This is a genomic window from Desulfurobacterium atlanticum, from assembly GCF_900188395.1.
GTDB classification, from domain to species: Bacteria; Aquificota; Aquificia; order Desulfurobacteriales; family Desulfurobacteriaceae; genus Desulfurobacterium_A; species Desulfurobacterium_A atlanticum.
The window spans coordinates 155,746-182,133 of record NZ_FZOB01000002.1; the positions used below are offsets into that span (position 1 = coordinate 155,746).

At 36.8% G+C, this 26,388-nt stretch carries 23 protein-coding genes; 13 read left to right on the plus strand and 10 right to left on the minus strand.

Annotated elements, in window-relative coordinates:
- Positions 1-3: 3 nt before the first annotated feature.
- The 3 genes from CHB58_RS02350 to CHB58_RS02360 are packed head-to-tail and all read left to right on the plus strand — an operon-like array spanning position 4 to position 3,054.
- Positions 4-1,311: an ABC transporter substrate-binding protein gene (locus CHB58_RS02350; RefSeq protein ID WP_089322499.1), complete on the plus strand. Its 1,308-nt coding sequence runs from the start codon at positions 4-6 to the stop codon at positions 1,309-1,311.
- 41 nt (positions 1,312-1,352) lie between these two features.
- A complete protein-coding gene (locus tag CHB58_RS02355; protein WP_089322555.1) occupies positions 1,353-2,243 on the plus strand; it encodes a carbohydrate ABC transporter permease in 891 nt (296 codons plus the stop codon).
- Positions 2,233-3,054: a carbohydrate ABC transporter permease gene (locus tag CHB58_RS02360; protein ID WP_089322500.1), complete on the plus strand. Its 822-nt coding sequence runs from the start codon at positions 2,233-2,235 to the stop codon at positions 3,052-3,054. The genes CHB58_RS02355 and CHB58_RS02360 overlap by 11 nt, the downstream gene beginning before the upstream one ends.
- Before the next feature lie 41 nt (positions 3,055-3,095).
- On the opposite strand, the gene rsmA is transcribed toward CHB58_RS02360, so the two are convergent.
- Genes rsmA through folP form a run of 5 tightly spaced genes read right to left on the minus strand, consistent with a single transcriptional unit; the run spans position 3,096 to position 7,854 of the window.
- Positions 3,096-3,869 (minus strand): 16S rRNA (adenine(1518)-N(6)/adenine(1519)-N(6))-dimethyltransferase RsmA, encoded by a 774-nt coding sequence (rsmA, locus tag CHB58_RS02365; protein ID WP_089322501.1) that lies wholly within the window; start codon positions 3,867-3,869, stop codon positions 3,096-3,098.
- Positions 3,859-5,202, minus strand: a complete 1,344-nt coding sequence (glmM, locus tag CHB58_RS02370) for a phosphoglucosamine mutase (RefSeq protein WP_245807316.1) — start codon at positions 5,200-5,202, stop codon at positions 3,859-3,861. Before glmM ends, rsmA begins: the two co-directional genes overlap by 11 nt.
- The gene (locus CHB58_RS02375; RefSeq protein ID WP_089322503.1) at positions 5,202-5,849 is read right to left on the minus strand and encodes a CdaR family protein; all 648 of its coding nucleotides are present in this window, start codon (positions 5,847-5,849) and stop codon (positions 5,202-5,204) included. The genes glmM and CHB58_RS02375 overlap by 1 nt, the downstream gene beginning before the upstream one ends.
- Entirely contained in the window at positions 5,833-6,657 is an 825-nt protein-coding gene (gene cdaA, locus CHB58_RS02380; protein ID WP_089322504.1) for a diadenylate cyclase CdaA, read from the minus strand. Before cdaA ends, CHB58_RS02375 begins: the two co-directional genes overlap by 17 nt.
- A complete protein-coding gene (gene folP, locus CHB58_RS02385) occupies positions 6,658-7,854 on the minus strand; it encodes a dihydropteroate synthase (protein ID WP_089322505.1) in 1,197 nt (398 codons plus the stop codon). It lies immediately after the preceding gene.
- Between the two features lie 71 nt (positions 7,855-7,925).
- Between folP and CHB58_RS02390 the strand changes: the two genes are divergently transcribed.
- Together CHB58_RS02390 and CHB58_RS02395 are read left to right on the plus strand one after the other, a co-directional pair.
- Positions 7,926-10,577, plus strand: a complete 2,652-nt coding sequence (locus tag CHB58_RS02390) for a CBS domain-containing protein (RefSeq protein ID WP_089322506.1) — start codon at positions 7,926-7,928, stop codon at positions 10,575-10,577.
- A gap of 144 nt (positions 10,578-10,721) precedes the next feature.
- Positions 10,722-10,946: a hypothetical protein gene (locus CHB58_RS02395; protein WP_180706402.1), complete on the plus strand. Its 225-nt coding sequence runs from the start codon at positions 10,722-10,724 to the stop codon at positions 10,944-10,946.
- A 43-nt stretch (positions 10,947-10,989) separates the two neighbouring features.
- Here the strand turns inward: CHB58_RS02395 and CHB58_RS02400 are convergent, their stop codons facing one another.
- Positions 10,990-12,276, minus strand: coding sequence for an anthranilate synthase component I family protein (locus tag CHB58_RS02400; protein WP_245807317.1), 1,287 nt, complete (start codon positions 12,274-12,276; stop codon positions 10,990-10,992).
- 220 nt (positions 12,277-12,496) lie between these two features.
- Here CHB58_RS02400 and ilvB point away from each other — a divergent pair, with 220 nt between their 5' ends.
- From ilvB to CHB58_RS02440, 8 genes are all read left to right on the plus strand, one after another.
- Positions 12,497-14,239, plus strand: coding sequence for a biosynthetic-type acetolactate synthase large subunit (gene ilvB, locus CHB58_RS02405; RefSeq protein ID WP_089322508.1), 1,743 nt, complete (start codon positions 12,497-12,499; stop codon positions 14,237-14,239).
- A 9-nt stretch (positions 14,240-14,248) separates the two neighbouring features.
- Positions 14,249-14,761, plus strand: coding sequence for an acetolactate synthase small subunit (gene ilvN / locus CHB58_RS02410; RefSeq protein WP_089322509.1), 513 nt, complete (start codon positions 14,249-14,251; stop codon positions 14,759-14,761).
- Positions 14,762-14,778: 17 nt separating this feature from the next.
- Positions 14,779-15,786: a ketol-acid reductoisomerase gene (ilvC, locus tag CHB58_RS02415; protein ID WP_089322510.1), complete on the plus strand. Its 1,008-nt coding sequence runs from the start codon at positions 14,779-14,781 to the stop codon at positions 15,784-15,786.
- A gap of 70 nt (positions 15,787-15,856) precedes the next feature.
- Positions 15,857-18,667 (plus strand): excinuclease ABC subunit UvrA, encoded by a 2,811-nt coding sequence (gene uvrA, locus CHB58_RS02420; RefSeq protein ID WP_089322511.1) that lies wholly within the window; start codon positions 15,857-15,859, stop codon positions 18,665-18,667.
- A gap of 42 nt (positions 18,668-18,709) precedes the next feature.
- Positions 18,710-20,419 (plus strand): EAL domain-containing protein, encoded by a 1,710-nt coding sequence (locus tag CHB58_RS02425; protein WP_089322512.1) that lies wholly within the window; start codon positions 18,710-18,712, stop codon positions 20,417-20,419.
- Between the two features lie 41 nt (positions 20,420-20,460).
- Entirely contained in the window at positions 20,461-21,048 is a 588-nt protein-coding gene (locus CHB58_RS02430) for a hypothetical protein (protein WP_089322513.1), read from the plus strand.
- On the plus strand, positions 21,048-21,821 hold the full coding sequence (locus CHB58_RS02435) for a prepilin peptidase (protein ID WP_089322514.1): 774 nt from the start codon (positions 21,048-21,050) through the stop codon (positions 21,819-21,821). Before CHB58_RS02430 ends, CHB58_RS02435 begins: the two co-directional genes overlap by 1 nt.
- Positions 21,822-22,352, plus strand: a complete 531-nt coding sequence (locus tag CHB58_RS02440) for a hypothetical protein (RefSeq protein WP_089322515.1) — start codon at positions 21,822-21,824, stop codon at positions 22,350-22,352.
- Here the strand turns inward: CHB58_RS02440 and CHB58_RS02445 are convergent.
- From CHB58_RS02445 to CHB58_RS02460, 4 genes are read right to left on the minus strand one after another with little or no spacing between them, the layout of a single operon-like run.
- Positions 22,342-22,956: an HAD-IA family hydrolase gene (locus tag CHB58_RS02445; RefSeq protein ID WP_089322516.1), complete on the minus strand. Its 615-nt coding sequence runs from the start codon at positions 22,954-22,956 to the stop codon at positions 22,342-22,344. The two genes, CHB58_RS02440 and CHB58_RS02445, sit on opposite strands and share 11 nt — an antisense overlap.
- Positions 22,953-24,137 carry a bifunctional phosphopantothenoylcysteine decarboxylase/phosphopantothenate--cysteine ligase CoaBC gene (gene coaBC, locus CHB58_RS02450; RefSeq protein WP_089322517.1) on the minus strand — a complete coding sequence of 395 codons (1,185 nt, stop codon included), beginning with the start codon at positions 24,135-24,137 and terminating at the stop codon, positions 22,953-22,955. Before coaBC ends, CHB58_RS02445 begins: the two co-directional genes overlap by 4 nt.
- Positions 24,121-25,458: a chloride channel protein gene (locus tag CHB58_RS02455; RefSeq protein ID WP_245807318.1), complete on the minus strand. Its 1,338-nt coding sequence runs from the start codon at positions 25,456-25,458 to the stop codon at positions 24,121-24,123. The genes coaBC and CHB58_RS02455 overlap by 17 nt, the downstream gene beginning before the upstream one ends.
- An 18-nt stretch (positions 25,459-25,476) precedes the next feature.
- Positions 25,477-26,379, minus strand: a complete 903-nt coding sequence (locus CHB58_RS02460) for a zinc metalloprotease HtpX (RefSeq protein WP_089322519.1) — start codon at positions 26,377-26,379, stop codon at positions 25,477-25,479.
- Between the last annotated feature and the right edge of the window lie 9 nt (positions 26,380-26,388).

The following is a 26,388-nucleotide window of genomic DNA, read 5'->3' on the forward strand; positions in this document are numbered from 1 at the left end:
GGTATGAAAAAAGTTCTCATGGCTCTTTTTGCAGTGCTGACGGCATTTTCATCAGCACTGGCTCAGGAAAAGATTCACATCACTTTCTGGCACGCGATGGGTGGGTCAAGAGCTGCATTTATTGACAGAATGGTGCAGGACTTTAACTACACACACCCGAACATTGAGGTAAAAGCTCAGTACAAAGGAAGCTACAGGGACACACTAAACTCAGCAATCCTTGCATACAAGCAGGGAAATGCTCCTCACATCGTTCAGATTTTTGAAGTTGGAAGCCAGCTTGCTCTTGATTCTGGAATATTTATGCCGTTCCAGGACCTTGTAAAACCGGGAGACTACGCACTTTTAAACGATTTCATAAAACCTGTTGCTAACTATTACAGGATAAAAGGAAAGTTTAACTCTGTTCCTTTTAACTCCTCAAACCCGATACTCTACTACAACAAAGACCTTTTCAGAAAAGCCGGACTGGACCCTGAAAATCCTCCAAAAACATTTGACGAAATCGTTGACGCCTGTGTAAAACTGAAAAAAGCAGGTGTTCGCTACTGTATAACATGGCCTCTCCACTCCTGGTTTGTTGAGCAGTGGATAGCAGAACAGGGAGCGCTTCTTGCCAACAATGAAAACGGTAGAAAAGCAAGAGCTACAAATATTTACATCAACTCAAAACCGATGTACAGAATTATGAATTGGTGGAAAAAACTATACGATAAAGGGTACTACGCCTACTCAGGAAAACCTGAAGATTGGGATGGAGCAAATAACCTTTTCGTATCTCAGCAAGCTGCAATGCTTATAACTTCAACATCAGATGTAACAATACTTGAAAACGCAGCTTATGAGCATGGATTTAAATTAGGCACTGGATTTCTTCCGGTACCTGACGGTATAAAAAGAAACGGTGTCGTTGTCGGCGGTGCAAGCCTATGGGTTACAAAAGGGCACCCAAAGAAAGAGCTTGAAGCAGCTAAAGAGTTTCTACTCTGGTTTACAAACACAGAGAATGAAGTTCGCTGGCACAAAGGAACAGGTTATTTCCCTGTAAGAGAAAGTGCCGTAAAAGTTTTAAAATTTGAAAAATGGTTTGATAAGCATCCGGCTTACAAAGCTGCCTTTGACCAGCTCCTTCAAACAATTCCAAACAGAGCAACCCAGGGAGCATTGATCGGAAACTTCCCTGAAATAAGGACAATAATTGAGAACGCTGTTCAGGATATTCTTGCTGGAAAACCTATAAGGGCAACACTGCAGGAAGCTGATAGAAAAGCTGATCAGGCACTTAAAAGATACAACATGAGCGTTAGGTAATCTATGGAGGGGATACTTCCCCTCCCTTTATGAGGACAGATATGAACAAACACAGCCTCTATAGAAGTAAAATAACTGCACTTTTGTTTATCCTCCCAACCTTGATCATTCTAACTCTATTCTTATACTATCCAACTATTGAAACATTCAAGATGTCAATGTATCGTGTTGCTTTTCTCGGTCTATCAAAACAGTTCGTAGGACTTGAAAATTACAGGGATATCTTTTTGTCAGCTGAATACAGGAAAATATTTGTTAATACTGGAATTTTTGTACTCATAAGCGTGGTGGTAAGTATAGTAATAGGACTTTTTCTTGCGGTTCTTGCCAATCAAAAACTGAAAGGAAAATCCCTATTCCGTATTCTGCTTATATGGCCATACTCTCTTCCTCCTGCTGTTGCCGGCGTCATATTCCTGTTCCTTTTTAATGAACAGTCCGGAATGGTAAACTATCTGTTAAAACATCTACTTGATATATCCCCTCCATGGCTTTCAAAAAGCACCCTTGCAATGGGAGTTGTAATAACCGCTTTTGTGTGGAAGATGATCGGTTACAATGTGGTATTTTACCTTGCTGCACTCCAAAACATACCAAAAGAGATAATTGAAGCGGCAAAAGTGGAAGGTGCATCCATCCTCCAGACGTTTTTCAAAGTAACTCTTCCTATGCTTTCTCCTATCACCCTGTTTTTAATCGTAACGAACACTATCGCAGCATTCTTTGAAAGTTTTACTTTCATAGATCTTATAACGAAAGGAGGTCCCTCCGACAGCACAACGGTAATAATATACAGCATTTACAGAGACGGTTTTGAGTACTTTAAAACAGGTCTTGCAGCAGCAGAATCTGTTATCCTTTTTACCTGTGTTGTAGTACTAACTCTTATCCAGATGAAAGTTTCTAAAAGGATGGTTCACTATGAAAGGTAAAAGTTTGAAACTCATTACCTACACCCTTCTGATAATAAGTATCTTAATCATAGCTCTACCTGTAATCACCGCCTTTATATTTTCAACACAGACACCGGCAGAAATTTTCTCATACCCTCCCAAATTCACAATAGGAAAAGCTTTAATATCAAATTACAAAACTGCATGGAGCATGTACCATCTTGGAAAGTATATGCTTAACACATTTTTCATCGCCATAGCTGTAACAGCAGGAAAAATAGTTATCTCTTTTCTTGCAGCGACAGTTCTTGTGTACTTTGACATCCCATTTAAAAGAGCACTTTTCATCTTTATCCTTCTAACATTAATGATGCCAACAGAGATAATGATAGTCGCCCTTTTTGACATAGTTACAAAACTCGGATGGTCAAACTCCTACCTTGCTCTTACCATCCCATTTCTTGCCTCTGCAACGGGAACTTTTCTTTTCCGCCAGCACTTCCTTCAGATATCCCCTGCAATTGTTGATGCTGCAAAAGTTGAAGGAGCAGGACCTCTCCAGTTCGCAGTCAAAATTCTATTTCCCATGTCTGCGAACGTAATAGCTGCTTTAACCGTAATAGAGTTCGTTTATGTCTGGAATCAATACCTGTGGCCACTGGTAATAATAAGAGATAATTCAAAACAGATGATACAGATAGGGCTTAGAATGATGATTACAGGACAGGATGCAACAAACTGGGGAATAGTAATGGCAGGAGCGGTAATTTCACTTCTTCCGGCTTTAGCGGTTTTCCTATTCCTGCAAAGATACCTGACAAAAGGACTGTTCCTCGGAAGTGAAAAATAAAATAGGTTTAAAAAAAACACTTGCCTTTTGCAAGGTAAAACTTAAATGATATTTTTTTGTTTAAACGTAGTAAACAATCTATAAAACTCCTCAGGTGAAACATCTTCCGGTCTTAAAGATAAAATATCGGAAATTTCTAACAGTTCAATTCCAAGGGTGTTTTTAAGTTTTTTTCTGCGACCTGAAAACGCTTTTTTCAGAAATTTTTCAAACTGTTCAAGCTCTTCTTTATCAAGTGAAAAGTCCTTTGGTATCATTTTAAAAACTGTTGACCAGACTTTTGGAGGAGGTGTAAAAACCTTAGGTGAAACATCAAAAAGTTTTTTTATCTCAAAGAAATTCTGTAAAAGAGCAGGAAGGTAACCATAATTTTTCCCTTTTCTGCTAATAAGCCTTTCAGCAACCTCTTTCTGCGTCATAAACACAGCTCTTTCAAGAATACTTTTATAATCAAGTAAATTTCTGATAATTGCCGTGGAAACATTGTAAGGAAGATTTCCTACAACTTTAATCCTGTTTCCACACTTTGAAAAGTCAAACTTTACAGCATCTCCTTTCACAATTTCAACAAAGCTACAATCTCTAAACGTTTCTTTTAAATAATCTATCATCTCATCATCTATCTCAACACATATTAACCTTTTTGGTTTCCTTTCTACAAGCTCTTTTGTTAAAGCACCTCCTCCCGGACCGATTTCAACAACAGTATCTCCTGCCTTTATGTCAAGAGAATCTACGATTTTCCTTATGATATTCCTATCCTTTAAAAAATGTTGTCCCAAATACTTTTTAAGCTTTAATCTCTCATTTTTCAACGATACCCTCTTTTTCAAACGCTTCAGCTATAATGTTTATAACTTTTTCTATAAGCTCCTCATTTTCAGCTTCAACCATTATTCTCACCTTTGGCTCTGTCCCAGAATACCTGACTAAAACTCTTCCATTATTTTCGAGAATCTCATTACCGCGGGAAATAGCCTCTTTAACGTATTTAAGACTTTCTATCGGTTTTTTCTCTGAAACCCTCAGATTAACAAGTTTTTGAGGATATTTCTTAAAAAGAGAAACAAGTTCACTGAAAGGCTTTCCCGATTTTTTAAGAATTGAAGCAAGAAGAACAGCTGTAAGAACGCCATCTCCAGTTTCCATCTCTTTTTTATAAATTATATGCCCTGACTGTTCCCCTCCTATTAAAGCACCAACTTCATCCATCTTTTCTGCAACATTTCTATCCCCAACTGATGTTCTGTAAAAATCTACCCCTTTTGATTTTATATAGTTTTCAAGTCCTAAATTGCTCATAACAGTCGCAACTACCGGTTTCCCATTCCCGTAAAAGTCTGAAAGCAAAGCGATAATCTGGTCTCCATCAACCACATTTCCATTTTCATCAACGGCGATACACCTATCCGCATCTCCATCAAAAGCAAAACCGATATCAGCCCTGATTTCCTGAACTTTTTTAGATATAAATTCTGGATAAGTAGCACCGCAATTATCGTTTATATTAAATCCGTCAGGTTCTGCATTATAAACAAACACTTTAGCTCCAAGGGAACGAAAAACCTCCGGAGCTATCATAAATGCAGCTCCATTGGCACAATCAATTGCAATTCTTAAACCTGCAAGATAAACTCCCGATTCTTCAAGAAACTTAATATAGGTTTCAAGATATCCCCTTCCATCAAACACCTGCCCTATCTCAAGGGACGCTGCTTTTGGTAGTTCATATTTGTTAAATATTACAAGCTCAAGAGAGGCTTCTTCCATATCTGAAAATTTTTTCCCAAGATTGTTAAAAAACTTAATTCCATTATACTCAGGAGGATTATGAGAGGCCGAAACCATAATTCCCATTGAAAGGGAATGATTTTTTACCATATATGAAATAGAAGGAGTTGTGGTAGTTCCAAGATAAACAACATCAACTCCCGTAGATAAAAGCCCTGAAATAAGGGCTGTAACTATCATATCTGAGGATAGCCTGGTATCTTTACCTATAACAACAGTATGTTTTGTTTCTGGATATTTGGCTTTAAGATAACATCCGGCTGAAATTCCTATTTTTTGACTCATTTCAGGTGTAAGGGGAAACTCATTTGCTATAGCCCGTATCCCATCTGTTCCAAAAAGTTTCTTTTTCGGCATCATCTCCTCCTTTCAATTACCACATTTATTTTTGCAGGAAAAACTTTGTAGGGAGAAACTATTTTTAGAACAACCCTTGCCCTGTTAGAAATACTATCAACATCAACAGGCTCTGTCTCTACAAATCTTACACTTTTAACCTCTGATTGAGGAAGATATACAGTAACATAATCTGGAGAAACAAAAATAGCTTTATATCTTTTTTTGAACTTTCCTGAAAAGATAACTTTAACAGGAAGAAGTTTTGCAACCAATTTTTCAAGTTTAATTTTTACTTTATCAGGATAAAATTTCTTTACAGTTACATCTTGAAGTTGGGGAAAAACTGTTACTGTATCCTGATTTAAAGGAACGGTTATCTCCCTATTTAAAGAAGCTAAAAAATTATCTGGAACTTTCAATACAGCTTTCCCTTCCTCTTTCAACATCGCAACTGACCTTTTTGCACCCTCAATTTCAACTTCAATCTCTGAAGGTGAGTAAGAAACCACATAAAAGTCTGATGAAACTTCAATTTTCAAAGGAAGAGAAATTCTGGAAACAACTGTTTCCTGTTTCACAGCAAGAAACCAGAGAAGAAAAGCGAAAACAATAGCCAGTAATTTATAATGAAAGTTGTAAAAAATATAATCAATTACTCTCTTCAACCTTTCCACCTTTTATAAAAGTAACAATAACATCTTTTATACTTTTCTTTTCGGTATCCTGAGCAAGTAGAGAAAGAAGCACTCTTTTTAATCTTTGTGGCTCAATGTTTTTTATAAGCTTCCCGTGATAAGCTATAGAAATTTTTCCGGTTTCTTCAGAAATTACAACGGCAATACAGTCTGTTTCCTCTGTTATCCCTATAGCCGCTCTATGCCTGGTTCCAACAGTCTGCGGAAGAGACGTATTCAGTGTAATAGGAAGAAAAACTCCAGCCTTTCTGATTCTATCCTCTTTTATTATCACAGCTCCATCGTGAAGCGGAGTTCCAGGCCAGAATATTGTTACAAGAAGCTCTTTTGATACTTTCGCATCAATAACTGTGCCTGCTTCAGTATAAGCATCTGTCTTCACTTTCCTTTCAAAAACTATAAGCCCACCTATCTTATCCTTTCCCATTGTTACAACAGCTCTTGTAACCTCATCAACAACTCTTTGAGCTTCATAATTTTTTGAAAAAACTCCTAACTGTCCTTCACCAAGCCTTGCTAAAAGCTTTCTTATCTCAGGCTGAAATATCACTATAATGGCAAAAATCCCTATGGTTAAAACACTGTTAACAAGAAAAGAAAGTGTATAAAGATTTAAAAGCTTGGAAACAACGCTTATAAGAATAATCGTCATTATTCCAAACAGTATCTGTATAGCCCGGGTTTTAGAAAGATAAACAAGAACTCTATAAATCAGGAAGGCAACTATAAGAATATCAACAATATCCCTTATTGTTATCTGCGGAACAAAATCAAACATTTAAGCCTCTTCCACAGCAAAAAGAATATCTATAAACTGCCTTGTTTCTTTTACATCATGCACCCTTACGATTTTAACACCGTTTAAAACACCTCTAACAATAGAAGCAAGAGAACCGGCAACCCGATTTTCAGGGTCTTTTTCACCGGTTATAAATCCGATAAAACTTTTTCTTGAAGTGCCAAGAAGAAGCGGCAAACCGAATCTTTTAAACTCATTTATCCTTTTCAAAATCTCAAGGTTATCTTCCACCCTTTTTCCAAAACCGATACCCGGGTCAAGGATAATCTGCTCTCTTTTCACCCCTTTAGCAACAGCAGAATCTACGGTTTTTTCAAAATATTCACATATCTCCTTAACAACATCTTTATAGTAAGGATTCTTCTGCATATTTTTAGGTGTGCCTTTTATATGCATCAGAACAGCAGGAACACCCCTTTCTGCAACAAGCCCGGCCATCTTCTCATCAAAATGAAACCCGCTTATATCGTTAACAATATCAGCACCAGCATCAAGGGCTTCTTTTGCAACTTCAGATTTATACGTATCAACAGAGATAAAAATTTCCGGAAACCGTCTTCTTATAGCATCTATTATAGGAACAACCCTTCTTTTCTCCTCATCAATGGGAACAGGTTCAGAACCTGGACGTGTTGATTCTCCTCCAACATCTATTATTTCAGCCCCTTCCTCTATCATCTCTTCAACACGGAAAAGGGCTTTGTCAACACTGTTCCATTTTCCCCCATCAGAAAACGAATCAGGAGTAACATTGAGAATTCCCATAATCACCGGTTTATCAAGAACCAGCTTTTTACCATTAACATCAAATTCGAACTGGCTTTTTCTTTCAGCAGCAACTAACTTTTCTATCTCCTTACCAAGAAACTTCAAGCCAAACGGCTGTTTTTTCAATCTTTCAAGCAGTTTTTCAAGAGACCTTAAAGAAACTATCAAAACCGCCGTGCAAGTGGTACATTTAAACGATGAAGCCTCCCGTGGAAGGGCACAATCTCCTCCAGAAGCTATCGCATCCTGTTTTAAGATATTTGCCGCTCTTGTATCTATTTCCTCAATCACAAAAGTGTAAACATTTCCTTTTTTTGAAAGAATTTCTGCACCAGCAGGAGTATTTCCTATATTTAACAGGAAATTTTTAAGCTCTTCTTCCCTAAAAATTCTTCTTGTTATAAACATACAGGCCTCTTTTAAGTTAAAATAGATATGAAGATTATACCTGTTAATTTAGTTCCATAGAAAGAGGATATATGGCAAAAATCATAACAACTCACAAAAACATGGACCTTGATGCTCTTGGAGCTGTAATCGCCGCAAAAAAGCTCTATCCTGAAGCAACCGTTATTCTTCCCGGAACAAAGGGAAAGGATGTAATTAAAGTCCTTCAAGAAAATCCTTCACTTATAGAATATGTAGATGAAACGGGATTTGAAAAAAGCGAAAAAATTGAAACAGTAATAGTGGTTGATACTCCAGATATAAACAGAATTCCACAGGTAGTGAAAAAGATAATAGAAGCAGAAAACTGCAGGGTAATAATATACGATCACCACACAAAGGATGTTTCAGGTTTTGAAAACAGTGAGCTTTATTTTAAAGAAACAGGAGCTGTTACATCGCTTTTAACAATGATTTTAAAAAGCCGTAAAATAATTCCATCTCCACTTGAAGCATCAATAATGGCACTTGGCATCTATTCTGATACGGGAAGTTTTCTTTTTCCTGGAACAACATCCCTTGACCTTATGGCATGTTCATACCTTTTTTCAATAGGAGCAAACCCGGAAACCATTAAATATTACCTGCCAAAAGAGCTATCGCCAGAAGAGATAGATATTTTAAAAATACTGAAAGATAATATTGAAATCAAAGAGATAAACGGAAACACAGTTGCAATAACAACAGCTCAATTTGACAGATACGTAGGTGATATAGCCCACCTTATAAGTAAACTACTTGATATAAATAATTATCCAGCTTTGATAGCAATCATCTCAGTAGAAGGCACCATCTTTGTAATTTGCCGCTCCAAGACACCTCTTGTGGATGTTTCAAAAGTTGCAGAAAAACTTGGAGGAGGCGGACACAAAGAAGCAGCATCTGCTGTTATAAGAGACAAAACTCTTTATGAAGCAAAAGAACTTGTTTTAAAGCTTTTAAAAGAAACTGTGCAACCTGCAAAAGTTGCAAGAGACATAATGTCCACACCAGCTCAAGTTTTAAAGGAAACGGTAAGTGTAAAAGACGCACTTTCCTTTTTGATGAAGCAGGGAATAAACGCCGCTCCTGTAGTTGACGAAGATGGTAATATTGTTGGTTTAATAAACAGGAACCTTACAGACAAAGCGATTCACATGGGAATAGAGTCTGAACCTGTTTTTCTCATAATGGAAAGAGATTTTGAATATGTGACACCTGAAACTCCTGTAGGAGTTGTGGAGAAAATAGTAATAGATAACCAACAAACACTGGTTCCTGTGATAGAGAACGGCAAAGTAGTCGGAGTTATAACAAGAACAGATATTCTTACAAACCTTTACAGGAACATTATTGATGAGTCGGAAAAATTTTACAGGAAGAGAACTCTTTCATCTCCAGGATACAAAAACGTAAAACAGATAATGAAAGAGAGACTTCCTGAAAAGGTATTTAATTTACTGAAAAAAATAGGCGAAATAGCAGACAGAGAAAAAATCAACGCTTATGTGATAGGTGGATTTGTAAGAGACCTTATCATTGGAAGAAGAAATCTTGATGTTGACATTGTGGTTGAAGGTGATGCACCTTCTTTTGCAAAAAAAGTAGCGAAAGAACTTAACGGGAAACTCCACTCTTTTGAAAAGTTTAAAACAGCAACGGTTACACTGCCGGACGGTTTTAGAATAGACTTTGCTTCTGCAAGGACAGAAATTTACCGTGCACCAGGTGCCCTTCCTGAAGTTGATACAGCTCCGCTGAAAAAAGACCTTTTCAGAAGGGATTTTACAATAAACACATTGGCAATAAAGATAAACGGAAAAGAGTTTGGAAAACTGATAGACTTTTTCAACGGTTTAAAGGACATAAAAGAGAAAAAAATTCGCGTTCTTCACGCTTTAAGTTTTGTTGAAGACCCGACAAGGATTTTAAGAGCTTTAAGGTTTGCAGTAAGGTACAGATTTGACCTTGGAAAACATACAGAAAAGCTTTTAAGAATAGCTGTAAAGAAAAACCTTTTCAGAACAGTTGAAGGTAAAAGAGTTTATCTTGAGCTAAAACATATTTTTGAAGAGGAGAATCCATTAAGAATTGTTAACAGAATGAAAGAATATGGAATTTTAAAATCTATAAGTTCTGGAATAATCTGGGATAAGAGAAAGAAAGATTTCTTTGAAAGGATAAGAAAAGTTATAAACTGGCACAAGTTAACTTTTGGAAACAGAAAAAAAGTTAACTATCCAATAATATACTTTGCAGCGTTTCTTGAAGGAATACATGGAAAAGAGCTTGAAAAACTTTTAAAAGACTTTTCAATTCCTGAAAAGGAGGTTGATCTTATAAAAAACCTTATATATAGAGGAAAACAACTTCTTAAAACACTTGAAAAGGAAAAACTAAAAAACAGCGAAATTTACAATCTTCTCAAAAGTGAACCTGACGAGCTTACCCTTTATATAGCCGCAAAAACAGATAAAGAGAAATTAAGATTAAAGCTACTTGACTTTTTAGGAGAATGGAAAGAAATGAAACTCGCAATCACCGGAAGAGACCTTAAAGAGACGGGATTAAAGCCGGGGCCGGTGTTCAAAAAAATTCTGAAAACATTAAAAGATAAAGTTATAGATGGAGAGATAGACAATGTTTACGATGAGCTTAAAACTGAAGCACAGAAACAAATAGAAACCATACACTCAAAGAACTGAAAATCGTTTATAAATAAGAGAAATCAATCTTAATATGGTTTTTATCAGTGTTACAAAAATAATTTTTTTGCTAAAATTAGCAACACATTAAAATATTAAAAGTTAAAACAAAAAATTTCCTAATTGAAAGTAAAAGGAGGAATTATGGCAAGAGGAAGAAAACCTGGAAAAAGAACAAATAAAGTTGTAAAAATCTCTCTCCCTAAAAAGATTTACTACATCCTTTACGGAATAGCCGGAAATAACGAGCAAAAGCTTAACAAACTCATAAAAACAATCATTGAAGAGAAACTTGATAACTCTACAATGGCAGATCTAACAAAACTTCTTGAAAACGCAAAAAAAGAGAAAGAAGAAGTTGAAGAGTAAATTCAATTTAAATTAAAGTCGGAGGAACAGCACCTCCGACTTCTTATAAAATATCAATTCCTGCTACGGTTAGAAAAGCTTTTCCCTTGTTTATAGTTTCTTTATACTCAAGGTCAGGGACAGAATCCCATACTATTCCAGCACCAACCTGAAGATATGCACGGTTTTCTTTTATAAGCAATGTTCTTATAACAATATTAAAATCAAGGTTTCCTTCAAAAGAGAAATAACCGACAGAACCGGTATAAAGAGCCCTTCTTGTTGGTTCAAGCTCCTCAATAATCTCCATAGTTCTCACTTTAGGGGCTCCTGTTATAGTTCCCCCGGGAAACATTGCTTTTACAATATCCACAGGATGAACGTTGCTATCAACTTCTCCTTTTACATTGGAAACTATATGAATAACATGGGAGTAGCTTTCAAGCACCATCAGTTCATCAACCTCAACAGTGCCATAACGGGCAACTTTCCCGATATCGTTTCTCTCAAGATCAACAAGCATTATATGCTCAGCACGCTCCTTCTCAGAAAGAAGAAGCTCCCTTGAAAGATGTAAATCTTCTTCCTTATTTTTTCCTCTTCTTCTTGTGCCGGCTATCGGCCGTGTCTCAATAACATTTTTCTCTTTTTTTATCAGCCTTTCTGGAGAACAGGAAACAGCCTCAAATCCATCAATGTCAAAATAAAATGAAAACGGTGATGGATTTATTTTTCTTAAACTGTCGTAGAAAGATAAACTGGAACCTTCAATTTCAAAATCAAGTCTCTGAGAAAAATTAACCTGAAATGTATCACCTGAAGCTATATACTCTTTTATTTTTTCAACAGCATAAACAAAATAATCTTTTGACATATTAAAACCTTTAAACTTAATATTAAACGGAGGAAACTGTTTGAAGCTAAATCCACTACCTGAAATTTCAACCTCATCACCGTAAATTTTTATCTCTTTTTTTAGATTATCAAAGACAAAAGTTGTTTCAGGAAGAAAGAAAAGAATATCAGGCATACCGATGTCATCAGTAGCAATATCAGGCAGTTTTTCTATGTCTCTAACAGCATCGTATGATAGATAACCAAAAATACCAAAATCTTCAGGATATTTTTTCTTTAAAGAATCGTAAAACTTTTTCAGCTTTTCAAATCCATCAAAATCTCCTGTCTTAAGAAGAAGTTTCTCTTTTTCCCCAACACAGATAAAAGAAAATCTTCCTGTTTTACCGTTCACAGTAGCCGAATCAAGAAACAGTTTTACAGGAAAACCTTTTGATACTAAATATTTAAACAATTCATAAGGTTCTATCCAATCAACATTCCTTACCACAGACACTCTCCTTGCTTTAGCTTCAAAAGTTTGAAATTCTTCGGTTGCAAAGCAACCTCGGAAATACTTTTCTGTTTAGAACAAAGTCTATAGAATCCTTCAATCCCATAGTTGTTTTTTTAAACATCCTCGCTATAAAGGTTGTATGTAAACTCTAAAAATTTTATGATATTATTCAGCTTTATCAACTGTGCTAATCTCCCGCCCTAAGATTTAGGAGGCAAATATGAAACTATCAGGAGCGGAAATACTTTTAGAAGCGTTAAAGCTTGAAGGTGTAGAGTATATATTCGGATATCCAGGAGGAGCTGTTCTGGATATTTATGATAGACTAACCTATACTCCTTTAAAACATATTTTGACAAGACACGAACAGGGAGCAGCCCATGCAGCTGACGGATATGCAAGAACAACAGGCAAAGTAGGTGTATGCTTTGCAACATCAGGTCCCGGAGCTACAAATCTTGTAACAGGAATCGCTACTGCTCAAATAGACTCTGTCCCGATAGTTGCATTTACAGGAAACGTCCCAACATTTATGATAGGAAATGATGCTTTCCAGGAAGTTGATACAGTCGGAATAACAAGACCTATAACTAAACATAACTTCCTTGTTAAAGATGTTAACAACCTTGCAGACACCATCAAAAAAGCCTTTTACATAGCAAAAACCGGAAGGCCGGGCGTTGTACTGGTTGACCTGCCTAAAGATGTTATGAGAAGTATTGCTGATTTCTTTGAGCAGGAATACCGATCTCCTGTTCAGATAAGAAGTTATAAACCTGTTAAAAAAGGACATCCGGGGCAGATAAAAAGAGCGGCAAAAGCTATCGCACAGGCCAAAAGGCCCGTTCTTTACGTAGGTGGAGGAATCATAAAAGCTGATGCTTCAGACCTTATAGTCAAACTTGCAGAACTTGTAACGATACCTGTTACAACAACATTAATGGGACTTGGTGCCATTCCTGGAACTCATCCCTACTTTCTTGGAATGCTCGGAATGCACGGAACATACGCTGCAAACATGGCAGTTACAGAGTGCGACCTTTTAATAGCTGTAGGTGCAAGATTTGATGACAGGGTTACTGGCAAAGTGGCTGAATTTGCACCTAACGCAAAGATTATTCACATAGATGTTGATAGCGCTGAAATCGGCAAAGTTAAAGATGCTCACATTCCTATAGTTGGAGATGCAAAACTTGTTCTTGAAGAGCTGCTGCCGGAAGTTGAAAAGCAGATTATGAAAAACAGAGAAGTCTCCCTTGAAAGGGACAGGTGGATGGATCTTGTTCAACACTGGAAGGTAAGATACCCTCTTTATTATGAACCAAGTGATGTGGTAATAAAACCGCAGTTTGTAATAGAGAAAATATACGAAATTACAGATGGAGACGCAATAATATCAACTGACGTCGGTCAGCATCAGATGTGGACGGCTCAGTATTACAAATTCAAAAGGCCAAAGCAACTTGCAACGTCAGGCGGACTTGGAACTATGGGATACGGTGTTCCGGCGGCGATAGGAGCACAGATAGGAAATCCTGATAAAACGGTTTTCTGTATATCAGGAGACGGAAGCTTTCAGATGAACATGCAGGAAATAGTTACAGCTGCTAATTACAAAATACCTGTTAAAATTGCCATCCTGAACAACCGTTATCTTGGAATGGTTCGTCAGTGGCAGGGTATTTTTTATGATAGAAACTACTCTGAGGTTGATATTGCATTCCAGCCTGACTTCGTTAAACTAACGGAAAGCATGGGAGGAATCGGCCTACGAGCTGAGAAACCTGAAGATGTTGAAAAAGTTTTGAAAGAGGCAATGGCAATTAACGACAGACCGGTAGTTATAGATTTTGTTGTTAACAGAGAAGAGGATGTTTTCCCGATGGTTCCTCCTGGTGCTGCTGTCAGCGAGATGATACTTCCTGATTATGGAAAGAAAAAATCAAGAAAAGCTGTTAGCTAAGAGGTAGCTATGGGTAAAAAAGAGAGGAAACATATAATAAGCGTGTTGGTTGAGAACCATCCCGGAGCACTGGCGAGAATAGTTGAGCTTTTCAGTGCGAGAGGCTATAACATAGAAAGCCTTAATGTGGGACATACAGAAGACCCTACAATTTCAAGATTAACGATGGTAGCTCAGGGTGATGAAAAAACGATTGAGCAGATAGTCAAACAGCTAAGAAGAATTGTTGATGTTTTTAAAGTAAGAGACCTTACAGATAAAAAGAAACTTGACAGAGAGCTTCTAATAGTGAGACTTAACGCCGATAACTCAGAGAAGAAAGAAGAACTTATGAGAATAACAACAATATTTGGAGCACAGATAATAGACATTTCTCAGGACACCTACACTCTTGAGCTTACAGGAGATGAAGACCAGATTGACGCATTTATAGAACTTATAAAGCCGATGGGAATAAAAGAGATGGCAAGAACAGGAAGAGTTGCCATGGTAAGAGCACTACATGGAGAAACTTTTAACTAAAATACGGAGGTAGTAATATGGCAAAAGTATATTACGAGCAGGATGCTTCTCTTGCACCGCTTGAAGGAAAAACTGTAGCTATTTTAGGTTACGGAAGTCAGGGACATGCTCACGCCCTTAACCTTAGAGATAGTGGAATTAATGTTGTAATCGGTTTAAGGCCTGGAAACTCAGCAGAAAAAGCAAAGGCAGACGGATTTGAAGTTCTATCTCCAGCAGAAGCTGCTGCAAAAGCGGACGTGATAATGTTTCTCCTTCCAGACCCTATCCAGAAAAAAGTATATGAAGAGGCAGTAAAGCCAAATCTGAAACCGGGAATGGCACTTGCTTTTGCCCACGGGTTTAATATCCACTTTAATCAGATTGTTCCTCCGTCTGATGTTGATGTTTTCATGGTAGCTCCAAAGGGACCGGGACATCTTGTTAGGTGGACATATCAGGAAGGAGCAGGCGTTCCGGCACTTGTTGCTGTTCATCAGGATGCAACAGGAAAAGCACTTGAAGTTGCCCTTGCTTACGCAAAAGGAATAGGTGCAACAAGAGCCGGTGTTATTGAAACAACATTTAAAGAAGAAACAGAAACCGACCTTTTTGGCGAACAGGCGGTTCTTTGCGGTGGAACAGCAGCACTTGTAAAAGCCGGATTTGAAACACTTGTAGAAGCAGGTTATCAGCCAGAAGTTGCATATTTTGAGTGTCTCCATGAGCTTAAACTTATAGTTGACCTTATGTATCAGCACGGTCTTGCAGGAATGAGATACTCAATCTCAACAACTGCAGAGTATGGTGACTACACAAGAGGCCCGAGAGTTGTAACAGAAGAAACAAAGAAAGCGATGAAAAAGATTCTTGAAGAGATACAGAAGGGAGAATTTGCAAAAGAATTTGTTCTTGAAGACCAGGCAAACTATCCTGTTTTAAACGCTTACAGAAGAATAGAGGCTGAACATCCGATTGAAAAGGTTGGAAAGAAATTAAGAGAGATGATGCCATTCCTTAAAACCCAGAAAAAAGATTTAAAATAATTCAGGGGGCTCTGCCCCCTTTACTATTTGTCAATGGACAATTATAAAATTATTCCTAAATTTTCTATCCATGAAAGATAAAATCATTATAAAAGGTGCAAGGCAGCACAATTTAAAAAATATTGATCTTGAAATTCCGAAAAATAAACTTGTTGTAATCACCGGGCTTTCAGGTTCAGGGAAATCCTCCCTTGCCTTTGATACCCTTTATGCTGAAGGACAGAGAAGATATGTTGAATCTCTCTCTTCTTACGCAAGGCAGTTTCTTCAACTTATGGAAAAGCCAGATGTTGACTTTATAGAAGGATTATCTCCGGCAATCTCCATAGAGCAGAAAACAGTATCAAAAAACCCCCGTTCAACAGTGGGAACAACAACAGAGATACACGACTATTTAAGACTTCTTTTTGCAAGAGCTGGAACTCCATACTGTCCGAACTGTGATATTCCCATTCAACCACAAACTATTCAGGAGATAGTTGACAGAATATTAAAATTTGAAGGTAAAAGAATCCTGATTCTCTCTCCGGTAGTAAGAGAACAGAAAGGAGAACACAAAAAACTTATAGAGAGACTTGAAAAGCAGGGATTTAGAAGAGTCAGAATAGACGGAAAAATATACACTATAGATGAAGCAAGAGAACTAAAACTTGAAAAGAGGGTGAAACACTCCATAGATGTTATTGTTGACAGAATTAAAGTAAAATCCTCTGATAAAACAAGAATAGCAGACTCTGTGGAGATAGCTGTTAACCTTTCTGAAGGCCTTGTAGTTGTTTTAGACTATGACACAGGAAATGAGGAAACCTTCAGCACAAAAGGTGCGTGTCCTGAATGTGGATTCAGTTTCAAAGAAATTTCTCCAAGACTTTTCTCCTTCAACAGCCCGATAGGTGCATGCACCACCTGCGGAGGTATAGGTTTCAAACTTAAAATAGACCCTGACCTTCTCATAGACTGGGATAAACCGGCAATAATGGCTTTTAATATAGCGGAAAACAGTAAATTTGAATACATAAAAGACATGGTAGCAACTGCCTGTGAATATCTTGATATTCCGATTATAAAACCTATAGGAGAGCTCAGTGAAGAAGAGCTTGATTTTATTCTCTTTGCGGAAAAAGGTCTTGTAAGGGTAATAAATACGATAGGCTGGAGCAGGGGGAAATATAAACCTTACTACTTTGAAGGGATTATAAAACATCTTGAGAGAAGATATGCAGAAACCGAATCGGAAACGGTAAGAGAGTATATAGAAGAATATATGAGAGAAGTTCCCTGTGATACATGTAAAGGAGCCCGTTTAAACAGAGAAGCTCTTTCTATAAAAATAGAAGGACTAAACATAGCTGAAATTGAGAAGATGAGCATAGCAGAGGCGTTTAAATTTTTTGAAAATTTAAACTTTGAAGGTAAAAGAAAGATTATTGCTGAAAGAGTTTTAAAAGAGATAAAAAACCGTCTTAAATTTCTACTTGATGTAGGGCTTGATTACCTTACACTTGACAGAAGAACAGGAACATTATCCGGCGGTGAATCTCAGAGAATAAGGCTTGCAACTCAGATAGGTTCAAAGCTTACCGGCGTATTGTATGTCCTTGATGAACCAAGCATAGGACTGCATCAGAGGGATAATCAAAGACTTATAAACACTTTAAAAGAGCTCAGGGACATAGGAAACACAGTAATAGTTGTTGAACACGATACAGAGACGATAGAAAATGCAGATTTTATAGTTGATATGGGACCGGGAGCCGGAATCCACGGTGGCGAAGTTGTTGCCACAGGCACGGCTGAAGAGATAAAAATCAATGAAAACTCAATAACAGGAAAGTATCTTTCCGGGAAACTTAAAATTCCTGTTCCTGAGAAAAGGAGAACACCGCAAGGAAAGGCACTAAAAGTGATAGGAGCAAAAGAACACAATTTAAAAAACATTACTGTGGAATTTCCCCTTGGACTTTTTATATGTGTAACAGGTGTTTCAGGTTCTGGAAAATCAACTCTTGTCAATGATATTCTTTATAGAGCTCTGTCCAAAGAGATCTACAAAAGCAAAACTATTCCGGGAAAATATGAAAAAATAGAAGGACTTGAACACATAGATAAGGTTATAAATGTTGACCAATCACCGATAGGTAGAACACCACGCTCAAACCCGGCAACTTACATCGGCGTTTTTGACCTTATTAGAGAACTTTTTGCTGCTACTCCTGAAGCTCGGGCAAGGGGTTATAAAAAGGGAAGATTTTCCTTTAATGTTCCGGGAGGAAGGTGTGAAGCCTGCAGAGGAGACGGAGTAATAAAGGTTGAAATGCACTTTCTTCCTGATGTTTACGTAACCTGTGATGTTTGTGGTGGAAAGAGATACAACAGAGAAACCCTTGAGATAACATATAAGGGAAAAAATATTCACGATATTCTGGAAATGAGCGTTGAAGAAGCCCTTGAATTTTTCAAACATCATGAAAAAATAGTAAGAAAACTTAAAACCCTATACGATGTTGGACTCTCCTATATCAAACTGGGACAGCCTGCCACAACCCTTTCAGGAGGAGAAGCCCAGAGAATTAAACTTGCTAAAGAACTTTCAAAAAGGGCAACAGGCAAAACTGTCTATATCCTTGATGAACCAACCACCGGACTGCATATCCACGATGTTAAAAAACTTATAGAGGTTCTTCAAAAATTGGTTGATATGGGAAACACAGTAATTGTTATAGAACATAATCTTGACTTCATAAAATGTGCCGATTACATAATTGACCTTGGACCTGAAGGGGGAGATAAAGGGGGAAAAGTTGTTGCCACCGGAACACCTGAAGAAGTGGCAAAAATGGATACCTGGACAGGTAGATACTTGAAAAAATTTTTGTTATAGTAGTTTTCAACCATAAATTAATAATCAACTTTGAGGGTTCTTTTGAAACTTAATAGATTTCTTGAGAGTTATGAAATAAGAGAATCCTGTTTTGAAACTATTAAACCTTTACAGGAGATAATAACAAAACGAGAGATTATCTCCATAGGACGAGAGCTTAAAGAGTATATTGACAGAAGATTTCCTGAATACAGAAAGCTTTTAAAGAACTCTCAAATTTCAAAAGGACTGTTCGCAGAAACAATATACGACTTCTACAAAAGTTTGTTTAGCAGAGAAACCCTCATATTAATGGTTAACTCCATTTTAAAACTTCACGAGAAAAGAGGTATTAACATAGTTGATTTTCTTGAAGTTTATTCTCTGTTTGTGGAGAAATTACTGACACTTCTATTCTGTAGGCTGGATAAAAAAGATAAGCAAATATATAAAACAGCATCAAAACTGCTCTTTGCAATAGGTGAATACATTTTAAATATAAGGAAAGAAGAACTTAAATTAATAGAAAGAGACCCTATAACAGGTGTATTTCCAAGGTATAAAATAACAAGCTTTTTTGAAAAGTACAGAGAAGAAAAAGACCACTATGGATTTATTGTTGATATAAGAAATTTTGGCAATATAAACACTGTCCTTGGATATGAAGCAGGAGACAGTATCCTTGTTTTTGTTTCCAACCTTCTTAAGGAAAATTTGGGGCAAAACAGTGGAGAAAATGTTTTCAGGCTACAGGGAGACCAGTTTTTTGTCTTTGTAAAAGGAAAAAATAGTGATAGCATAAAAGCTCAACTTGAAAGTGTTGTGGATTATGCAAAAAAACACTCTCCAACAGTCCATTTCCAGGGCAAATCCCGCAAAGTGCAGATTCCACTTATATGCGTGGGAGCAAAACTGGAGGAATCCTGTGAATATTCATGCTTTATGTGGACTCTTGAAAACGCTTTAAAAGAGTATAAAAAATTAAAAAAAACAGGGGTTTACCTTCTTGATGAAAAAGTTAAGAACCAGTGCTTTATTCAAAGAGAAAACATAAAACAGGTAATTGAAGCGATTGAGGAAAAAAGAATAACCTTTGCACTTCAAAAAATCTTTGATATTTCAGAAAAGCAGATTTTTGGCTACGAGGCTCTTGCAAGATTGATAAATAAGCACGGCGACATAGTTTCAGCTTCTGTATTTTTTAACAATTTAAATGCCTATTCCCTTGATGAAGAGATAGATATGATTGTGATTGACAAAGTTTTTCACTTTAAAAGTAGAGCAGGTATAAAAGAGAATATATCTGTTAATGTTTCAAATACCCTTCTTGAAGGAAACTTAAATTTCCTGATTACCACTGCAGATAAATACAACATCAATCCGAAAGAAATTGTCATAGAATTAACAGAAAGACAGAACCTTTCGTTAATTTCAAACCTTGAAGAAAAAATAGAATACCTGAAAGAAGCCGGATTTAAAATATTTATTGATGATTTTGGAGTTGACTATGCTAATTTTCATCTACTTGAAAAAATAAAAGTTGACGGTGTTAAAATAGATGGGAAGTTTATTAGAGATATAAATATAAATCCAATTGATAGAGAATTTGTGTCTTTTGTCCTTTCCATAGCCAGAACTCTAAATATCCATGTTGTAGCAGAATATGTTGAAAACCGTGAAATCTTAAAAACACTTGAAGAGCTTTCATCAGACCAAAAAGTGAAAGTTTTAGGACAGGGATATCTGTTTGGCAAACCAGAGGTCAAAACCTAAATTTACATTTTCGTTATAATTTTCCCGGAGGTTTTTTACAGATGAAACTCAAAATAGACGGAAAGGAACAGGTAATTAATATAGATACAAAAAAATACAAAAAATTAAAGGAAGTCTTAAGACTTGTTGAATTTCATTATCTTTTCCCAAGCAGAGTTATAAGAACAGTGGAAGTAAAAGGAAAACCGGTACCCCCTGATATGCTTGATTTTATAGAGAATGTTTCCGAGATAAACATAATCACTGACTCAACAGCAAATTTTATAAAAAAACACATTGAGCTTTCTGTGATAGCTCTTGACTCAATGGAAAATGCTGTGGAAGCTGTGATTGAATCTTTTGACACATCTTCTGACCTTGCCAGACTGCACCTTAATTACATAACAGACTCTATTTTAAAAACCGTAGAGATAGTTGAAAAAGGAAGCAACTTTCTTCCGTTGCTGGAAGACAGTGAAGAAGCTGTGGTAAATATTGAAGAAAAAATCTTAAAACTCAACGAACTTGAAGATAAAGAAGAAATCATAAAATTTCTTAAAGAGGAACTTTTAGAAGGCGTTGAAAAGTGGAAGGAGTTTCTTTTAAGACTTCTAATGACAATGGAAAATAGCTCCAGGGAGACCCATTAATGGTATATTCCAGCCTATTTCCTGTCTTTATCGGTTTTTTTCTCGGATTGATAGTTGGCAGTTTCCTAAATGTGTGTATATACAGAATTCCGAAAGAAGAATCCATAATCTTTCCCGGTTCCCACTGCCCCCACTGCAATCACCTGATAAAGTGGTATGACAACATTCCGGTTTTAAGCTATATCTTTCTTAAAGGAAGATGCCGTTATTGTGGAAAAAAAATATCTCCAATATATCCTATGGTTGAGATATTAACGGGTATTTTTACCGCTCTTCTATTTTTCAAATTTAAACTCTCTTTTGATGCTTTTTATTACAGTATCCTGACCTGGTTTCTAATAGCTATCTCTTTTATAGATATAAAAGAACTTCAGGTTCCTGTTAAACCATGCTATTTCACAATGGTTTTCGGTATGGCATTTTCAATCTTCACAAAAACAAACACTTTCATAGATTCTATTTTAGGAGCATCTCTTGGTGCAGGAATTATACTTTTTATAATAGAGACCTATTACATAATTAAAGGTAAAGAGGGAATGGGTTACGGAGATGCAAACATCCTTGCAACAATAGGGGCTTTTCTTGGATGGAAAAAGGTGTTTTTCGTTATTATGCTGGCATCAATGGTTGGTGCTGTGGTAGGAATCTTGATTTCAATAAAAGAGAAAAAGCACGGAGACACTCCGATACCTTTTGGACCCTTTCTTTCCATAGGTGGATATCTTACAATATTTGTAGGAAATTTGCTTCTTAAATTTTATCTGGGGGTATAGTTGGGCTATTCCTTAAACTCGGATATAAGCTGTGGAAGTAAAAAATTCCATGTTCAGACAGAATTTTACAGCAGTTCACAGAAAATAGTTACCAACATATTTTTAAATGGAAACATAATAAAGAGGATTGAGAAAGCTCCAGAAACAGATAATCTTGAGCATGAGATAAAACAACAGCATAATTTTGTGGTAGAAAAATTAACCACAGCATTGAAAGAGAAAATAGCATGCACCCAAAATACAGAGAAAAACGAAAAAGGAAAGTTCCCTTTAAGGGAAAACTCAAACAGAGAGAGCTGCTTTAAACCCGGTAAAAATCTGGCTGAAAAACTGATAAAAGAAAAACCCGGAGAAAGAGCTTTTAAGGAAATTGTAAAACGTAAGCCGGGAAAAAAATTGGTGGAAAAGTTAGTAGAGAAAAAGCCGGGAAAAGAAATTTTTGAAAAAATAATAGAGAAGCACCCTGGTGAAGAAACATTTAAGAAAACAAAAAAGTTTCTTGATACACTGTTTAACATGCTTAAAGATTAATTATGCTGAGTATATCAGCAGGTTTTCTTACTATAAAATTGGGATTGTACCGTAAAAGATTTTCTTCTGTGTTAAACCCCCATGTAACAGCCACAGAAACCACTCCCGCTTTTTTTGCCGCCACAACATCCCTTCCTTCATCTCCCACATAGTAAACCTGATCAAATCTCTCTTTTAAAGTTTTTAAAATCCTCCACTTTCGCGATAGAAAAGGAGAAGTTTTAACAAAAGAGAATATCTGATAAATTCCTTCTCTCTCAAGAACCGTTCTTATAAAGGAAAAAGAGTTTGTAGAAACTATACCAAGGGAATAACCTTTCTCTCTGAGTTTAAAAAGAATCTCTTTTACATCCGGTAAAACAGTAAAGCTACCTCCCTTTTTACTTTGATTTATCAAAAATCTTAAAGTCAAAATAAGCGGAAAAACTTTGTAGGATGCTATACGGTATTCTTTAATAAATTCGGAGAAGGAGTATTCTCTTAATATATTTCTATTCTCTATTCTGGAAATCCTGAAAAATGGAGCAAGCTGATTGTAAGCGTCTATAACCGTATCATAAGTATCCACCATAGTTCCATCAAAATCAAATACTACCGCTATCAATTCAACATTCCGCCAACAACTTTTAAAATGGAAAAGGCTACTTCTCTTTTAGTTCCAGAAAAGCGTTTTTCAAAATCTTCTCCAATAACAATACAGGAGGTCTTATCACTTCCGAAAACCCCCTTTTTAACGTCATTTGCAACAATAAAGTCAAGATTTTTTTCCATAAGTTTTTTTCTCGCGTTTTCAACAATGTTTTCCGTTTCTGCTGCAAAACCGACAACCGTTTTCACTTTTTTAGAAGCAGAAACCTCTGCAAGAATATCCGGAGTTCTTTTTAGTTTTAAAATAAACTCGCCACAATTTTTCTTTATTTTATTTTCTGCTTTCTGGACAGGAGTAAAATCTCCAACCGCCGCAGCAGATATAAAAATATCTGTTCCTTCAAGGTTTTTTAAAACAGCCCTTCTCATCTCATCAACAGTTTCAACTTCAATAAAATTTCTTAGATTATAAGGAGGTTTCAAACATGTTTTCCCAGATATAAGAACAACATCAGCTCCAGCAGCTACAGCCATCTCGGCAAGTGCATACCCCATTTTTCCAGAAGATGGATTTGATATAAATCTTACCGGGTCTATATATTCTCTTGTTGGACCTGCAGTAATAACAATTTTTTTTCCCTTTAAGAACTTTGGAACAAAATAAGATTCAACAGCCTGAACTATCTTTCCGATATCTGCAAGCCTGCCTTTCCCTTTTACTCCGCAGGCAAGTTCACCTTCATCAGAATCAACAACAAAATATCCTCTCTCTTTCAGAATTTCAATGTTTTTCAAAGTCGCAGGATTGTTGTACATGTTCACATTCATCGCAGGACAGATTATTCCTCTTCCCATAACAAGCGCTGTAGCAGTTACAGGATTATCAGCTATTCCACAGGCTATTTTTGCAATTGTGTTTGCAGTAGCCGGTGCAACTATAAAAAGGTCAACAGTTGAACCTAAAGTGGTATGCCTTATCTCTGGAGAATCTTCAGAAACCACATTTTTGTAAACTTCATGTCCAGAAAGAGTTTTAAGAGCAATTTCAGGAACAAATTTTAAGCCGGCCTCGGTAACGGCAGTAAAAACATCAGCTCCCCTTCTCTGCAACTCTCTTAAAAGCTCTATGCTTTTATAAGCAGCGATGCTTCCTGTTATACCAAGGAGTATCTTTTTTCCATCAAGTGTTTTTTCCACGACAGCCTACTCCTTTTATCAGCGGTTTAATATCTATCTCCTGCCCAAGATATAAACTAAAACCAAAGCTTGTAGTATAGCTTGTAATGACAGCAGCAGTCATAGGAATAACAACATCAGCATTACTCATTTCGGTAATCATAACTATCGCCGCAAGAGGTGTTTTCGCTCCTGCTGCAAGAGCCGCTCCCATCCCTGCAAGAGAAAACATAACTATCTGGTCAGGAAAGATATGGCCGAACATATTACCCATAGCAGCACCTATTATCAAATTTGGAAGAACAAGTCCCCCTGGAATGCCAAATCCTAAAGTTAAACTTGTAATAACCATAACTCCAACAATTATTGCAACATCTATCCAGATAGGAATGGGAATCTGGGCAATATGAGAAACTATCCTCATATCCGCAGGTGCTGATAAAATCTCAGTATCATGAATGGCTAAATAAAGAAGAAAAAGCACAGGCAGAGAAATTATAGTGCCTACTAAAGGCCTCTTTAAAGGTTCAAAAAACTGAGAAACACAACAACCTGTATGAAAAAGAAAAGTGTAAATATAAATAACAAAAGAGATGGCAAGTCCCATAATAACAAGATATGGAATGCTATCAAGCGTCCACACAGGTCTCTTTGTAAGGTAGATAAAAGCACTTTCTCCTCTAAAAAATGTAAAAGTAAGATAACTTGTAATTGAAGCAATAATCATCGGAACAAACGGAGAATAATCAAAATCGTACATATTCTCAAGTTCCATAGCAAAAATGGAACTTCCAAGAGGTGCTTTAAGCAGTGCACCGGTAAATGCACCTCCTCCGATAAGACCTAAAATATTTTTAAACTTTTTACTAAAACCATAAGCTTTCCCAAGCCATTCACCTATAGCCACACCTATAAAAAAGGAAGGCCCTTCCCTTCCTGCGATAAAACCTCCTGCCAGCACTAAAGTGGATGATATAAACTTTAAAAAAATCAACCTTGCAGGAAGAAAATATTTGGTTTTAAGATGCACTATAGCATAGCCTATCCCAGGACCACCAACCACAGGGTCTATCAAAAGAGTATAACCAACAACAAGAGCAATTAAAACAGGATAGATAAAAAAGAGAATCTCATGAAACGACAAAAGTTTATTAATTTCAACAATTAAAAGATCCATGAACGCAGCTATGGAACCTGTAACTATCCCAACGGTAAAAGCATACGGAATCCATCTCCCGAGAAAATACGAGATTGATAAAAGATCAAATCTCAGCTTTAAATTAACCTTTGCACAACCTTTTAGATATTCCCATACAAGATTTATCTTTTCTCTGTTAAACAATAATTTCTCCATAAAAAATTAAAACCTGAAAAACTCTCTAACTCTGCCAAAAAGTTTCTCCGCAAGTTCAAGAAGACGCCTGATTCTTTCTTCTGTAGGTGGATGAGTGGAAAACAGAGCAGCCAGACCTTCACCTTTAAAGGGATTCACAATAAACATGTGAGAAGTTACAGGTTTTACTTCAGCTTCAACAACTCCAGGAGGAAGCCCTTTAGCATAAAGCTCAAGTTTTTTTAAAGCACTTGCAAGAGCTTCAGGTTTTTGTGATATTATACCGCCCACTTCATCAGCCTTATACTCTCTTGAACGGGAAATAGCCAATCTGATAAGAGTCGCTGCTATAGGAGCAAGTATCACCATCAGAATTAGCCCTACGGTCTCAGCCAGGCCATTATCTTCATCATCTCTTCTTCCAAAACCAAAAAACATCATCCATCTTGCCATATCAGCAAGCATAACTATTGCACTTGCCATAGTGGCTGCTACAGCCGAGATAAGAGTGTCTCTGTTTTTAATGTGAGCTATCTCGTGGGCTAAAACTCCCTCAAGCTCATCTCTGTTTAAAATCTCCATAATTTTGGTGGTAACGCATACAACTCCGTGAGCAGGATCTCTTCCGGTGGCAAACGCGTTTGGAACATCCATAGGTACTATGGCAACCTTTGGCTTTGGAATTTCGGCGGCTTTTGAAAGTTTTTCTACAATTTCGTGAAGTTCAGGGGCATCATCAGGAGAAACTTCTCTGGCACCATACATAGAGAGCACTATTTTGTCTGAGAAAAACCAGCTTGCAAAGTTCATTGCAGAAGCTAAGAAAAATGCAAATATCATTCCGGTGGTGCCACCCACCAGTTTGCCGAATGCAAGAAGAATACCTGATAAAAGACCTAAGAGGAGAACTGTTTTAATTGTATTTCCCATAAACACCTC